Annotated in this window: 14 protein-coding genes; all 14 read right to left on the reverse strand. The window is 60.9% G+C overall.

Translation table 11 applies throughout. From position 1 onward, the window contains the following. Positions 1-332, reverse strand: a 332-nt coding sequence (locus AC2VNM_RS09745) for a PqiC family protein (RefSeq protein ID WP_486913238.1), incomplete at its 3' end; no start/stop codon positions are given. Between the two features lie 2 nt (positions 333-334). Further along, complete coding sequence (locus tag AC2VNM_RS09750) at positions 335-1,993, reverse strand: PqiB family protein (RefSeq protein ID WP_483165698.1); 1,659 nt, start codon at positions 1,991-1,993, stop codon at positions 335-337. After that, positions 1,953-3,260 (reverse strand): paraquat-inducible protein A, encoded by a 1,308-nt coding sequence (locus tag AC2VNM_RS09755; protein WP_483165697.1) that lies wholly within the window; start codon positions 3,258-3,260, stop codon positions 1,953-1,955. The genes AC2VNM_RS09750 and AC2VNM_RS09755 overlap by 41 nt, the downstream gene beginning before the upstream one ends. 67 nt (positions 3,261-3,327) lie before the next feature. Next, on the reverse strand, positions 3,328-4,689 hold the full coding sequence (dnaB, locus tag AC2VNM_RS09760; protein WP_483165696.1) for a replicative DNA helicase: 1,362 nt from the start codon (positions 4,687-4,689) through the stop codon (positions 3,328-3,330). A 24-nt stretch (positions 4,690-4,713) separates the two neighbouring features. Continuing rightward, on the reverse strand, positions 4,714-5,160 hold the full coding sequence (rplI, locus tag AC2VNM_RS09765; RefSeq protein WP_486913239.1) for a 50S ribosomal protein L9: 447 nt from the start codon (positions 5,158-5,160) through the stop codon (positions 4,714-4,716). A 24-nt stretch (positions 5,161-5,184) separates the two neighbouring features. Then, positions 5,185-5,457 carry a 30S ribosomal protein S18 gene (gene rpsR, locus AC2VNM_RS09770; protein WP_483165694.1) on the reverse strand — a complete coding sequence of 91 codons (273 nt, stop codon included), beginning with the start codon at positions 5,455-5,457 and terminating at the stop codon, positions 5,185-5,187. A gap of 10 nt (positions 5,458-5,467) precedes the next feature. Continuing rightward, entirely contained in the window at positions 5,468-5,851 is a 384-nt protein-coding gene (gene rpsF, locus AC2VNM_RS09775; protein ID WP_483165693.1) for a 30S ribosomal protein S6, read from the reverse strand. A gap of 101 nt (positions 5,852-5,952) precedes the next feature. After that, entirely contained in the window at positions 5,953-6,990 is a 1,038-nt protein-coding gene (nagZ, locus tag AC2VNM_RS09780) for a beta-N-acetylhexosaminidase (RefSeq protein ID WP_486913241.1), read from the reverse strand. Then, positions 6,974-9,046, reverse strand: coding sequence for an APC family permease (locus AC2VNM_RS09785; RefSeq protein WP_483165691.1), 2,073 nt, complete (start codon positions 9,044-9,046; stop codon positions 6,974-6,976). The genes nagZ and AC2VNM_RS09785 overlap by 17 nt, the downstream gene beginning before the upstream one ends. After that, positions 9,047-9,589 carry a L,D-transpeptidase gene (locus tag AC2VNM_RS09790; protein ID WP_483165690.1) on the reverse strand — a complete coding sequence of 181 codons (543 nt, stop codon included), beginning with the start codon at positions 9,587-9,589 and terminating at the stop codon, positions 9,047-9,049. It lies immediately after the preceding gene. Beyond that, entirely contained in the window at positions 9,558-10,880 is a 1,323-nt protein-coding gene (gene rlmD / locus AC2VNM_RS09795) for a 23S rRNA (uracil(1939)-C(5))-methyltransferase RlmD (RefSeq protein WP_483165689.1), read from the reverse strand. The genes AC2VNM_RS09790 and rlmD overlap by 32 nt, the downstream gene beginning before the upstream one ends. Before the next feature lie 18 nt (positions 10,881-10,898). Further along, positions 10,899-11,576: a DUF1318 domain-containing protein gene (locus tag AC2VNM_RS09800; protein WP_483165688.1), complete on the reverse strand. Its 678-nt coding sequence runs from the start codon at positions 11,574-11,576 to the stop codon at positions 10,899-10,901. Positions 11,577-11,579: 3 nt separating this feature from the next. After that, positions 11,580-13,562 carry an intermembrane phospholipid transport YdbH family protein gene (locus AC2VNM_RS09805; protein ID WP_483165687.1) on the reverse strand — a complete coding sequence of 661 codons (1,983 nt, stop codon included), beginning with the start codon at positions 13,560-13,562 and terminating at the stop codon, positions 11,580-11,582. A 2-nt stretch (positions 13,563-13,564) separates the two neighbouring features. Further along, positions 13,565-14,449 carry a cysteine synthase CysM gene (cysM, locus tag AC2VNM_RS09810; protein WP_483165686.1) on the reverse strand — a complete coding sequence of 295 codons (885 nt, stop codon included), beginning with the start codon at positions 14,447-14,449 and terminating at the stop codon, positions 13,565-13,567. Between the last annotated feature and the right edge of the window lie 93 nt (positions 14,450-14,542).

Here is a 14,542-nt window from a genome sequence, read left to right on the forward strand (position 1 = left end):
GAACCGGCAAGCAGCACGGTAAGATCGGGTAGACGCCGCCGCAGATCCTCCGTTAACACGCGCTGCGTCATGCCGCCCAGCGGCGCGATCCAACGCACATGCCCGGATACCTCCATGCCATTGTCGCCGCTACGGCGGGTAAGGTAGAGGCGATCGATACTGGCGGGCATCTGTACGTGATCGACTATCAACAGGCGGTGCTTCTCTGTCAGTGGCTGAGTGGGTAGGGGCGAGCCTTGCGCGTTCAGACTCAGGTACTGCGTTGGGGTGCTGGCGCAGGCACTGAGGAGCAGGGTGAAAACAAGAAGAAAACAGAGACGGATCCAGGCCATGGTCATTTCCCGATCAAAAGGGCATTGGGGTGGCTGTTGAGATAGTCAGTCAGGGAACGCAGCGAGGCAGCGGCGCGGCTGAGTTCATATAGTGCACGCGGCAGGGTACTGGACTCCGGTGCATTACCGGCGCTGCCCTCAGCTGCCAATAGGCCGTGTGCCGCCTGCAAGGCTTGCTCTGCCTGCGCGCTCGCGGCACGCAAATGCTGCAGTGTTTCCGGTAACTGCTTTTGGCCGGACGCCAGAATGGCATTCAGGTGCTGCGTTGCCGCAGCAAGGTGGCGGAGTGTCTCCTGCGTTTTTTCCGATTGGCTGAGGGCAGCAATCCGCTGCGTCGTGATTTGCAGATTCTTGGCGATCTCTGGTAGGGGCAGTGCATGGATTTCCCGCAGGATGCCATCGACCTGAGCCAGCGTTCCGGCGAGACTTCCACCCTCCACAAAAGGAATCTGAGGTGGGTTGCCAGCAGCCAGAGTCGCCGCTTTGGGGTGCTGAAGCATGACCAGGGAAATCTCCGGATTGCCTATGAGAGGCGGGTTCTGTTGCATTTCGGCCCGCAGCCCCTGCGCGATCAGAGCGCGCAGCATCGCGTCCATCTGGGGGCGTGGATTGCGTTCATCCCATTGAGCGTCGGCCAGAGGAATGCGCTGCGGTTCGAGCGCCAATTGCACATCGGTCTGCAGAGCCTTGCGCTGCGGGTCGTAGCGCATGTCGACGGCGGTAACCGTGCCTACCCGAGCTCCTTCCAGGCGCACGGCAGCTCCGCTCGCCAAACCCTTTGGTCCTCCCGGCAGTACCAACTGGTAGAACACGGCATTGCTGCGCGGTGCCCAGCGCGCTGCCTGTGCGCTGGGATAGAGATGGAATTGCATGTTTTCCGTAGCCGGTTTTCCCGACTCTGGCGTGAATACCGAGATGGCCCCAGAGAGGATGGCGTTGCTGGGCGGTAGATGCAGGCCTGGGTCTTTGCCAAGGAGAGCGAAGCGAATGTTGCCAGAGTTCCAGAAACGACTGCGGGCGTTGATCAGATGCAGATATTTTTGCGAGATGAAGGCATAAATACGGAAGCCGTCACCATCCGGGGCCTGCGCCTTGCCGCGCACCTCGCCAATCTGCATCCCCTGATAAAAAATGGGAGCCGCCCGCTCTACGACATTGAAATGATCGCTTTGCAGGATGAGCGTCAGACCTTTCGGCTCGCTTTTGAGCACCGGCTCCTGGCTCAGTCCCACCACCTTGTGCACCGTCGGGCCGGGATGTGGATCCACGCCAATATAGGGCCCGGCGATGAGGGATTTGAGGGAGCTCAGATCGCTGAAACTGACTTCCTTGCCAGCAATCCAGTAGCGCGTCCCCTTGCCCAGATGTCCGGCCATGTAGGGGTCGAAGCGGATGGTGACGGACATTTTGTCCAAGGACTTCGCCAGTCGGGTACCGGTGACCTGCCCAACCGTCACTCCGCGAAACTTTACCGAGGTATGATTGGCCTTGATCCCGCCGGTGGTGGGAAACTCCACGGTAACCGTCGGCCCTTGGTCGAGATAACTTCGTAACGCAAGCCAACCGACAATCGCCAGTGCGGCGACCGGCACTGCCCAGATCAGACCTGGCCAGCGGGGTTTACGATTCTGCGCTTGCGGTGTTGACGAAGACTGACTCATCTTGTTCCTGTTGTTCATCGACCTTTTGCCAGAGGAGGCGGGGATCGAAGATCTCGGTGGCAAACATGGTGATTACGACAACGGCAAGGAAGAAGGGTAACGCCTTTCCTACGTACACCGCCAGCAAGCCGGAGAGATGCATGAGGGGCAGAAAGACGGCGACGGTAAAGACATCGATGTGGGACCAGCGGCCGATCTGGCGAATGACCCGGAAAAGCATGGTCTTACTGCGCAGCCAGCGCTGCGAGTGGCCATGCACTGAGACAAGGAACCAGCTCAGGCCAAACAGTTTCAGAAAGGGGGTAAGCACGCTGGCAAGAAAGATGATGGCCGCAAATACATAAAAATTCGCCTGGATCAGCTTGTGCACCCCGGTCATGATGGTGTAGCCCTGTAAACTGCCGAGTTGGTAATTGCTCTCCATGGGATAGAGATAGGCAAAGGGATAGCAGAAGAACCCCGCAAGGGTCAGTGCCAGGACGCGTATCTCGGTGTCCGGCCGATAGCGCCAGACTCGTTCGCCACAACGGCGGCAATGTTGGCCATCCGCCTCCGCTCTGGGGTGCGGCAGACCACAAAAGGGGCAACCGACGTACTCCACCCCTTCTTCGAGATGCTGGCAGCAAGGGCCAATACGCCGCCAGATTTCGCGTCGATCAAGGCTCGCGCGGGTCAGCAAGGTGAGAAAAGAAACGGCGAGGACGCAATAACCGCCGATTCCGATACTGATGGGCAGAAACGGAGCGACCCGGCCATAGCCGATGACGCAGCCAATGAGAAAGACATCAGGCATGGCCCATTGATCGAGGCGTTCCGACCAGCGAAAGAGCTTGCCCAGATGAGGATGATGATAGTCGTGATAGATGCCGAGCAAGACAGCGGCCAAAAAGCCGAAGCGAAAAAAAGGCAGGATGATGAGTTCCAGTGCCAGGATCACGGCAACCACTGGCCAGCCCTGGGCCGCGATCCCGGCAATGCCGGAATAGACGATGCTGGTGTGGTGAACGCCAAAAATATCTACCGACAAAAACGGGAGAAGATTCATCGGCAGCAGAAGGAACAAGGCGCTCAGGCACATGGCCAGGGCAGCATTGATGCTGCGCCCGCGAGTGCGCTCCAGGGTGGCGCCACAGCGTCCACAGTAGGTGTTCAGCCCGCGGATACCGGTGCGTGGCAATTTTTGCAGCAGGCCGCAGTCGGGACAGCAAAGGTATCCATGCTCGGAATGCGGATCGACATCGGCGCTGCCCATGAGCACAGTGCTCATCGACTCACTCACTTTTCTTGATCACAAGTGCTTTGAGCATAGCAGAGGATCGGCTTGCCTGCCGGAATCAGGCCCCGCCATCCAGGGGCGCGTAGTTCTCGAAGCGCGTGTATTCGCCAAAAAAGCTCATACGCACGGTCCCGATGGGTCCATTACGCTGTTTGCCGATGATGACCTCGGCCAATCCCTTCACCTCTTCCTTGTCCTTGTGATACACCTCGTCGCGGTAGAGGAAAAGGATCAGATCGGCGTCCTGTTCGATGGCGCCGGACTCGCGCAGGTCTGACATCTGCGGACGTTTTTCGGTACGGTTCTCCAGACTGCGGTTGAGCTGGGAAAGGGCGATGATGGGCAGGCCCAGCTCCTTGGCCAGTGCCTTCAGTGAACGACTGATCTCAGAGATTTCCGCCACCCGGTTGTCGCCGCGTCCGGGCACCTGCATCAGCTGCAGATAATCGACGACAATCAGGGCGATATCATGCTCGCGTTTGAGACGTCGGGCGCGGGAGCGCAGCTCGGCAGGAGAGAGGGCGGCCGAGTCGTCGGCAAAGAGTGGAGCGGTGTTCAGTTCGCCGACGGCCTGGGCAATGCGGGGCCAGTCGTCGCGATTGAGACTGCCATTGCGCAGGCGGTGTTGATCGACCCGCCCGCGCGAGGAGAGTGCACGCAGGACGATCTCTTCCGTCGGCATCTCCATGCTGAACACCGCCACCGCGCGTTTTTCCACACAGGCAACGTGCTCGGCAATGTTCATGGCAAAGGCCGTCTTCCCCATACTTGGGCGGCCGGCAACGATTACCAGCTGACCTGGGTGCAGACCCGAGGTCTTTTCGTCAAGATCGACAAAACCGGTGGGCAGTCCGGTGATCTGCTTGCGTTCCTTGGCGATCTGTTCGATCCGATCGATGACCGCAGGCAAGACCTCCTTGATTTGCTGAAAATGGGCGCCGCCGCGATCTTCGCCTTGTGCCAGCTCAAAAATCTTGCGCTCTGCCTCGTCGAGCAGCAGACGCGCCTCCCGCCCTTCGGGGCGATAGGCCAGATCGGCGATCTCACGGCCGGCACGGAGCAGCGAGCGCAGGACCGAGCGTTCACGTACGATACGCGCGTAGGCCAGGATATTGCCGGCACTGGGGGTGAGGTTGGCGAGTTCGATCAGGTAGGTGAGGCCGCCCACCTCGGCAAGGAGCTCGCGGGCCTCGAGATGCTCAGCAAGGGTGACGGCGTCGAGTTCGCTGCCGGCATTACAAATTTCGGCAGACGCGGCGAAGATGGTTTGATGACGGCGCTCGTAAAAATCGTGGACGGCAAGGGCCTCGCTGACCGCTTCCCAAGCTTCCGGGTCGATCAACAAGCCCCCGAGGACCGACTGCTCGGCCTCCCGGGAGTAGGGGGTTGCCTTGACTTCCTGGTCCAGATGGGCCGCCATTGCTCTGCCTCTGGACTCGCGAAATCAGGCGCGTTCGACGACGACCTGGATGTCGATCTCGACTTCGGGGTGGAGATGCAGACGTACCGGATACTCGCCAGTGCGCTTGATGGGGCCTTCCTGCATACGGACCTCGCCATGACTCACCGTATGACCCAGTTCTTCGAGCATCCGGGCGACCTCATGATGACCCACGGAGCCAAAGAGGCGTCCGTCTTCGCCAGCCTGCAGGGCAATGCGCAGAGTGGTCTCTGCCAGGGCCTCGGCCCGTGCCCGCGCCGCCTGCCGGCGCTCGGCCTCGACTGCTTCCAGCTGCGCCTTGCGCTCGGCAAAATCGGCCAAATTGCTGGGCGTGGCGGCCACTGCCTTGCCCTGGGGGATCAGGAAATTGCGTCCGTAGCCGGGGCGAACCTCGACGACATCTCCCAGGCGGCCCAGTTTGTTGATGCGTTCCAATAAAATGACTTTCATGATCTTGTCCTTGTCGCCAGCGGGTTAGCGGATGACGTAGGGCAACAGTGCCAGGAAGCGTGCGCGCTTGATGGCGGTTGCCAGTTGCCGCTGGTAGAGGGCGCTGGTGCCGGTGATCCGGCTGGGTACGATCTTGCCCGTTTCGCCAACGAAAGCCTGCAAGGTTTTCAGGTCCTTATAGTCGATTTCCTTGACACCTTCGGCCTTGAAGCGGCAGGTCTTGCGCCGTCGCGAAAAGCCACCGCCGCCGCGACGATCACCATCATTATCTCTGTCTCTATCTTTATGAAATGCCATTGTCGGTTCCTTACTCTACGCTTGCTGGAATGCTGTCTGTCCGCTCTTCATCGCCGCTGCGCTCGTGGCGATCGCTTTCGTCGCGCGCCAGCGGCGATGCCTCGGTGATGGCTTCGTCGCGTGCCAGGGTCAGGTGGCGCAATACGGCATCACTGAAGCGGAAGGCGTCTTCCAACTCAGCCAGGGCGGCTGCGCTGCACTCCACATTCATGAGAACGTAGTGCGCCTTGTGGGCCTTTTTGATGGGATACGCGAGCTGACGGCGACCCCAGTCTTCCAAACGATGAATCTGCCCACCGTCGCCCTCGATCATGCCGCGGTAGCGCTCGATCATCTGGGGTACCAGCTCACTCTGGTCAGGGTGGACCAGAAACACAATTTCATAATGCCGCAATGCATTCTCCTTACGGATCATAGAGTCCGGACGCCCATCGTCCGAACAAGGAGTTAACCACCACAAGGGAGGAACGCGTATTCTACGCGCTGACAGAGGAATTACAAGGGCTTGCTGCAGCGCTCCCGGAGCTTGTCGATCTCGGCACGGTAGGCGGTATAGCGTTCGGGATCGAGCTGGCCTTCCTGACCGCGCAACAGATCAAGGCGTGAGGACGGCAAGTCGCGTGTCAGGCAGTGATGCATGGCCTGATCGGCGGCGGCCATATCATTGCAGATGAGCAGCATCTCGCAACCGGCGGCGAGGGCAGTATCGACGCGCTCGCTGATCGCGCCGACCCCGAGCGCACCAGCCATGCTGAGGTCGTCGCTGACAATGACTCCGGTAAAACCGAGATCGCCGCGCAATACCGTGTGCAGCCAGTAGGACGAGTACCCGGCCGGGGCCTCATCCACGGCAGAATAGCGCACATGCGCCGGCATGATGGCGGGAATACCGGCCGCGACTAGGCGCCGGAAGGGACGCAGATCGCTTGCCAACGCCTCTAGCGGGCGGGAGTCTATGGGAAGCTCATGATGGGAATCGGCTGCCACACTACCGTGACCGGGAAAATGTTTGGCTACACCGGTCAAGCCCTGACGGTCCATACCTTGCCAGAGATGGCTTGCCAGCTCACCAACAATGTGCGGATCGCTGTGCAAGGCACGATCCCCGATCACTGCAGAGACACCGGAGGCAAGATCGATACACGGCGTGAAGTCGATGTCGATGCCCAATTGTCGGAGTTCGTATCCCAACAGCTCGCCCCAAATTCCCGCAAGAGTGCGGGCACGATCCAGTCCCTCGCGATCGGCAACGAGTCCGAGGCTGGCCTGGGGCGGAAAACGCGTGACACCATCGCGCAGGCGTTGCACTCGCCCTCCTTCTTGATCGATGGCGACGAGGAGCGCCGGCTGGCGCAGGGCGTGAATTTCGTCGCAGAGTTCCCGTACTTGGCTATGGCTGACACAGTTGCGCGCAAAGAGGATGACGCCACCCACCGTTGGGTGCAGCAGCCGCTCGCGATCCTCCGCTCCAAGGGTTGGGCCGGGCATGTCGATCATCAGGGGGCCAAGGGGGAGTTCAGCTGGATTTAGCATTTTCCTCCCCCCTTTTTTCCGGCTGTATCAGTTCCATATCCGGCGGCATATCGATAGGCAGGGAAATGGATGGGAGTTTGTTGGGCATGCCGTGCACATGGACGGGGACGATCATCATGCTGAAGCCATCTTTCTGGAGACGATCCTGGATGATGAACGACACTTCATCGTGCAGGATGCTCCACAATGCACTGTTTTGACTGGAGTCGATGACCCGTCCGGCAAAAAAGATACTGTTGGGAAAATAGCGGATAGCCGCACTGGCGAGGTCTTCCATGGCCTGAATGCGGTCGGTGCCGTAGGTGGCAAACCAGGTGGCGGCCATGCCCTGCGCGCGACAGTAGGCGATGTATTGATTGGCTTCGGCTTCGGTGTACACCTTGAGCTGCTCGACCGCCTCCATGCCTTTGAACTCGCCCTGACCGACGATGCCCGCCACCAGGAATACATAGTTTTTGACAAAGCCCTTCACCATGCGGTGCGCGGTGAGCAGGGTATGCAGACCGACGCCATCGAATTTGTTCACGAAGAACACTGCCGTACTAGCACGCGGGTCGAGGGGCAGCGCCGGCCCAGGTTCCATGTTTTCCGGGACGACGTCGAGCATGGTTTCGTCCAGCTCGCGGGTACGCTTGCTGATGGAGCGGTAATGGCGATAAATGAAGTAACCGAGCAAGATGACAACGCTGGTGATGAGCAGGGTAAACCAGCCGCCGGCATCGAATTTCTCAAAGGTGGTAATGATCAGAATGGAGCCGGTGACGATCAGACCGAGTACGCTGATGATCAGTTTGCCCAGCCATGGCTTGTTGCCCTTGCGCTGAGCAAACCAATGGCGGCTGAGGCCCGCCATGGTCAGGGTGAAGGTGATGAACACGTTGATGCTGTAGAGCACCACCAGGATGCGCACATGGCCTTGGGTGGCCAGAAGAATGGCAATCGACGCGAAGCCGACGAGCAGGATGCCATTGCGCGAGACGAAGCGGTCGGACAGGTAGGAGAAACGCTCCGGCAGCCAGCGGTCGACGGCCATATTGGCCATGACGATGGGGGCGGTGATAATACCCGTGTTGGCAGCAATGAAGAGAAGCAGCCCCTCGGTCAGCAAAGCGAGCAGGGTGGCCCAGTTGCCCCAATGGATGCCAAAGCCCTGCCAGTTGGCGGTGATGCTGTGGAACAGCGCGGCATTCAGGGTTTCCCCGGCGCGGGCCTCGGCGTGGTAGAGCAGATAGAGAAATATCAGGCTGCCGGCAACCAGCGACAGCGAGGTGGCGAGCAGGGTCATGGTCCGCTGGCCGGTCTGTACCCGGGGCTCACGCATGATGTGCACGCCGTTGGCGACGGCTTCCAGACCAGTATAGGTGCCGCCGCCGAGACTGAACGCGCGCAGTAACAGGGCAATGATGAAGATCCAGCCATAGCTCATGCTGTCCTGTTGCACCCCATGGACGGTCGCCAGCGCAATGTGGGGGAAGTCGCCGGCATGGCTGAGCAGGCCCCAGGCCAGGATGATCCCGTTGCTGATCAGGAAGCCGACAAAGATCGGCAAGAGAATCTTGATCGATTCCTTCATGCCGCGCAAATTGAGGAAGATCAGGAAGAGCAGCACCAGCAGATCCAGTAATATGCGCTCCTGGTACCAGCTCGCGGGCAGGATGCTGAGCACTGCCTCGGTACCGGAGGCCACCGAGATGGCGGCGGTGAGGATGTAGTCGACAATCAGGGCGGCGCCGCTGACCAGGCCGGCGAAGGGGCCGAGCAAGGTGGTGGCGGTGTGATACCCGCCACCACCCTCGGGGAAGAGGGCAATGACCTGTTTGTAACCCGCCGCAATGATGAATACCGTAACCGGAATGGCTATCGCGAGGACTACCGACAAATATTCATGACCGTGCAGGGCATAATAGATTTCCGGTGGGCCGTAGGCCGAGGAGGAAAGGGCGTCGGATCCGAGGCCGACCCAGGCGAGAAAGGCGGCCAGGGAGAGATTTTCGAAGAGGTGCGGACTAAAGACATTGACCGCGCGCTGAAAGCGAGGAAAGCGAAAACGTGCCATTCAGGTTCTCCTGTTCGGCCGAGGATAGGACGCGAAGGTGTCAGCAATGAGCACGGGTAGGCCCGCGGGGGAGCGAGAAAAAAGATCGATGATGGCAGCGGGATCGAGGCGGATGCAGCCAGCCGAAACGGGTTGCCCCAGATGTTCGACGTCTGCCGTGCCATGTAGGTAGATATAGCGGCGAAAGGTATCGACTTGACCGCCCCGGTTGCGTCCCCGCTCCAGGCCGCAGAGCCAGAGCAGGCGGGCAAGAATCGGGTCGGTCAGGGTGGCGCCAGGTTGCCAGCGCTCGCCTTGCCAGCGCCGCCCGCGCAGCACCGCGTCTGCCGGCAGCCCTGCGCCCACGCGGGCGCGCACATAGTGCCAGCCGCGCGGGGTCTTGCCGCTGCCGATCTCCTCGCCGAGACCGGCGCGAGCGGTGGATACGGGCCACTCTGCCGTTGCTGCACTGCCGCGCAGCTCCAGCAGGCGTTGCCGGGTCGGCTGCACCCAGAGCCAGTGCGCAGGCGCCTCAGCGGGTAAAAAGGGCGACGGACTCGACATGGGCGGTATGCGGAAACATGTTGACGATGCCTGCGCTGCGCAAACGAAAGCCAAGCTGCTGCACCAGATACCCGGCATCCCGAGCGAGGGTATCCGGGTTGCAGGACACATAGACCAAACGCTCGATGGCGGGACCAATGTCCTTGAGGATCTCGATGGCGCCACTGCGCGGAGGATCGATGAGAAGTTTACGCACGGGGTGTCCGGCCAGCACTTCATCGAGACTCTCCTGGGCAAGATCCGCACAGCGAAACTCCACTCGCTCCGCCAGGCCATTGGCTGCCGCGTTGGCGCTGCCCAAGGCCGTCAGGCGACGCTCTCCCTCGATCCCCAGAACCTTCGCTCCGGCGCGCGCGATGGGCAGGGTAAAATTCCCCAGACCGCAGAAAAGATCGGCAATGCGTTCCCCTGCTTGGGGATCGAGCAGCGCCAGGGCGCGGTGGATGAGAACCGGATTGATGCTGGCGTTGACCTGGGTGAAGACGAGAGGAGAGAAGGCGAGGCGGACGTCATATTCCGGCAAGTCGTAGAACAATGCCGGGGGATCGCTCTCGCTGATGCAACGCAGGCTGTCGGGTCCCGCACTCTGCAACCAGATCTGCAAGTTATGGGTCTGCCCAAAGAGAGTGAGCAATTCCTCATCCGCGGGGGGCAGCGCTTCCAGATGACGGAACACCAGTGCCGCGACTTCGTCACTGCAAGCCACTTCGATTTGCGGAATGATGCGCGGATTGTGCAAGCGCGCGATCAGCGCTCGCAGGTCGAGAATCCGCTCACCGATGCGCGGGTCGAGTACCGCGCAGCTCTCCATTTCTGCCACATAGCTGGAATGGTATTCGCGAAAGCCCACCAACACCCCGCGCGTGGCCGGCACCCGGACCGAGAGGCGTGCCTTGCGGCGATAGCCGAAGCTCGGCCCGGCAATGGGTGGCAGGATGCGCTCCGCTCGCACCTTGCCGATTTGCCAGAGTTGTTCTTCCAGATGCCGTTGTTTGACCGCTATCTGTGCCGATGCTTCCAGGTGTTGCAGGCTGCAGCCGCCGCAGACCCCGGCATGGGGACAGCGTGGCGTCACCCGTTGCGACGCGGCCCGCTGCACGTCCAGCAAGCGGGCACGATCGTAACGCGGAGTACCTTCGTATACCTGCGCTACGACCTCTTCCCCTGGCAGGGCACCGGCGACGAAAGTGACTTTGCCGTCGACCCGAGCAACCCCCACACCTTCCCCATCCAGGGAGTCAATCCGCAGAGTACAAGGTGCTGTGCCGCGTATGGGCTTGGGACGAGTCATGAGCGGTAAAAGATGACGTTATTTGCGTTGCCACTGGCCACTGGGGCCTTGGTACCAGTAGCCTGCGGGGGCCTTCGCGATCCAGGCACGGGCAAAGCTATCCTGAATCTGACTGGCCCATTCGGGATGGCCGTTGGCATCAGCAATCTGCGCATAAAGATTTTGCAGGGCAGAGTTGTAGCCTGCCACCAAACCCGCCAGCGCGCCGCGCTGCGCCAGAGGCACCGCCGCGGCATCGTGGATGGCGACGAGTCCATTGCTGGTGTAGCCAATGGCGCCGCTGGCAAAGTACGGGCCCAAATTGCGCGCCTGATTTTCTACGTTGGCCTTGGCGGCAATTACGGCAGGGCTGGAGGCATCCAGATTGGCGGCAGCATGCGCTGTACTGCTGACAGAACGGAACGCGACATTGGTCATATATCCTAGAATTTGACCGGGATGCAGTTCTTGCGGCCGATGCCAGGCACTGGGTGCTGCCGAGGCTGCCGGCGCGGTGGTCTTGGCTTGGGGCTCGGTCTGGATGTCCACCCGTCCTTGCTGGGCGGCGTGGTAGACCTGGTCGACGACCTGATCGGCGAGCTTTTGTGCTGCAGCAGCCGGAAAATAGATGTTGACCGTCACGCAAGCCGCCAGGGTCAGAGAAAGACCCAAAACGAGAAGGACCCGAAGGCCGTGTCGAAATCGATAAGCGTTCACCCGTTAGTCTCCTGTGGCAACCTGGGCCTTACCTTCCATGACGGCGTGCAGGCGGCTGAGCAGCTCCTGCCAGTTACTGCGCCGATTGTAGCCGATGATGTTCACCTGCGGCAGTCCCTGGCCTCGGAGCAGATAAAATCCACCATCTTTGGCATTGGCTACCCCCGATAAGGTCGCGACTCCATCTCGCAAATCTACCCCGAAGCCCAGTTTGGCATAAGAAAACGTATGGAAAAACCGCAAGAAGATATTCTGGAAAAAGCCGCTGATGCCACCACCTCCCAGTTTGGTCAGCTTTTCGATGGCGGCGGCACTGATTTTTTGCGGGATGCCGGGAGCGCGACGGGTCGCGATGCGCGCATCAAAGGCCACCGGCTGCCAATCCAGCAGCGTGAGATGCTGGACGCTGCCATCGAGCACGCCGCTGATGTAACCCACCGGAAAGACATCGGTAAGCGGTTTGAGTTGTAGATTTTGCAGGCGAATGCTGGTCTGCAGGAGGGGAGCGGGGGTAAAGAGACCCGTCACGGAGAGTCCGTCGATGCTGATTTCGCCCCCAAAGGCATGGGCGCGCATCACGCTGCTGGTGCTAAGAGTGCCCTGCTGATAGCGCAATTGCGGAATCTCGGCATCAAGGGTGCCGGTGAAGTGCGGCCAGCCAAAAGTGCGGGTGAGAGAACCCAGCTGCATGTGATCGACCCCGCCACCAAGAACGAAGCTGGGCGAACCGCCCTGCCAGTTGGCCTGCAAATGCTGGATATGGACACGACCACCCAACACGGAAAGCGCGGCTGGTGCGCGCAGCTCGGCGACATGGCTGCGCAGCAGAAACTGCGCATCGAGGGGCCCGAAAGGGATGCCATAAAAGCCACCATAGAGCCACTGCAGTTCGGCCTTGGAGTCGCCTCCTTGTCGTTGCCAGGTGCCGCTGGAACGCAGGTCTTGCAGAGTGAATTGGCCCTGCGGATCGCGCAGGCCGCCATCCTCGAGCTGCCAGCGCAGCTTGTCGAGGCCAGCGGCATAGCTCCCGGAAATCTTCAGTGTGCCACTTGCCTCGAGTCGATGGGCCAAACCGCTACTCGGGAGTATTGGACGCAGCCAGGTTTGCCATAATGGCTGCACCGCCAAAGTCGCTTCCTGCAAGTGAATCTCTGGCGCTGCAGAGCTGGCTCTGGAAGCAGCAGAAAAGCGTGCCTGCCCCATCTCTGGCCAGCGCAGCGTGGCTTCTGCTATCCGCCAGTCCTGCGTTCCATATTGCCAGTTTCCTCGCAGCGTGACTCCTGCGGCGGGTGCGCTCGCGTACCATGGACTCCAGAGCGCCGCGCCAGCGCGCCACTGCAAGGTGGATTGGCCCCGCCAGATGCCCTGTCGCTGCTCGACCTGGGTACGCAGATGCAAGACGCCGTCCTGGGCCGCTTGCAGCCCACTGGGACTGCTGAACTGCAGCCTGTTGAGCGAGGCCTGCAGGGCTGCCTCGTGCAGCCTAGTCCAGTTCACTCCCCGCGCAGTGAGTTGTGCTTGTAGCGTTCCCTGGGGGTGCCAAGTTTTCGGGAGTACTGTTTGTAATAGGTACTGGGCATTGCCTCCTCCCATCAGCCGAGCCGACCAGCTCCCTTGCACTGCGCTTCGCCACCAGGCGTGCCAGGAACCGATCTGCTGGCTCTGGAGCTGTAGTCGCAGTTGCCCGCCGCTTTTGCCAACTTTTCCTTGGCCGCGTACCTGCAGGTTTCCCAGGGGACTGGCCTGAACGCTTGCCTGCACCTGCACTTCGTCGCCCCCAGCGCGGGACCGTAGTCGCCCCTGCGCCTGCAAGGTCTCCCAGTGCATTGGACTGGAACCCTGCTCGGCGCCAGTTTGGATTTGCCAGTGCAGGTCGCGAGGGCTCGTCCCCTGCGCCTGGATCTGCAAATTATGCAGCTGCAACTGCGGGCCGCTGAGGCTCGCCGCTCGGATTTCCAGGACCGTGGCCGGCGCCGGACCGATCATTCCTAGGCGGGGAAGACCCCGGTGGACAGATAACGGTCGCCGCGATCGCAGATGATCGCCACCAGAAAACCCTGCTCCAGAGTCTCGGCCACCCGCAAGGCAGCAGCAACCGCGCCGCCGGAGGAGATGCCGGCCAGGATGCCCTCCTCGCGTGCCAGTCGGCGGGTCATTTCCTCCGCCTCCGCCGTGCCGATATCGATGACCCGATCGACCAATTCGGGTTGGTAGATCTTGGGCATGTATTCCTTGGGCCAACGACGGATCCCCGGGATCTTGGCGCCGGCGGCAGGTTGCACCCCGACGATCTGGATAGCTGGGTGGACCTGGCGCAGGTAACGACTGGTGCCCATGATGGTGCCGGTCGTCCCCATCGCCGAGACGAAATGGGTGATCTGCCCACGGCTGTCGCGCCAGATTTCCGGACCCGTCGTCCGCGCATGTGCGTCAGGATTATCGGGGTTGGAGAACTGATCGAGCATGATCGCCTCGCCAGCGTCGACCATGGCGCGGGCACGGTCGATGGCCCCTTCCATGCTCGCCTCAGCCGGAGTGAGCTCGATATCTGCACCAAAGGCGCGCATCACCTGCCGCCGCTCAATGCTCATGTTTTCCGGCATGATCAGCGTGATTTTCAGGCCCTCGACAGAGGCTGCCATGGCCAGGGCGATGCCGGTATTGCCACTGGTGGCTTCCACCAGACGATCTCCCGGCCGGATCGTGCCCCGCTCCAGCGCGCAGCGGATCATGTTGAGAGCTGGGCGATCCTTTACCGAACCGGCGGGGTTGTTTCCCTCCAGTTTGCCAAAGATCCGCACCCGTGGATTGGGACTCAGCCGCCGCAATTCGCACAGCGGGGTATTACCAACGAAATCTGCAAGGCCGCTCATCGCATTTTCTCTCCTGTCTGCAGAGCCTAGGCTAGCACTGCCTGCCCGTAGACCCAAGCGCTGTGTCTGACTATGATGATTGTAAAGAGCAAG

Source organism: Acidithiobacillus sp. TH-A67, from assembly GCF_057473545.1.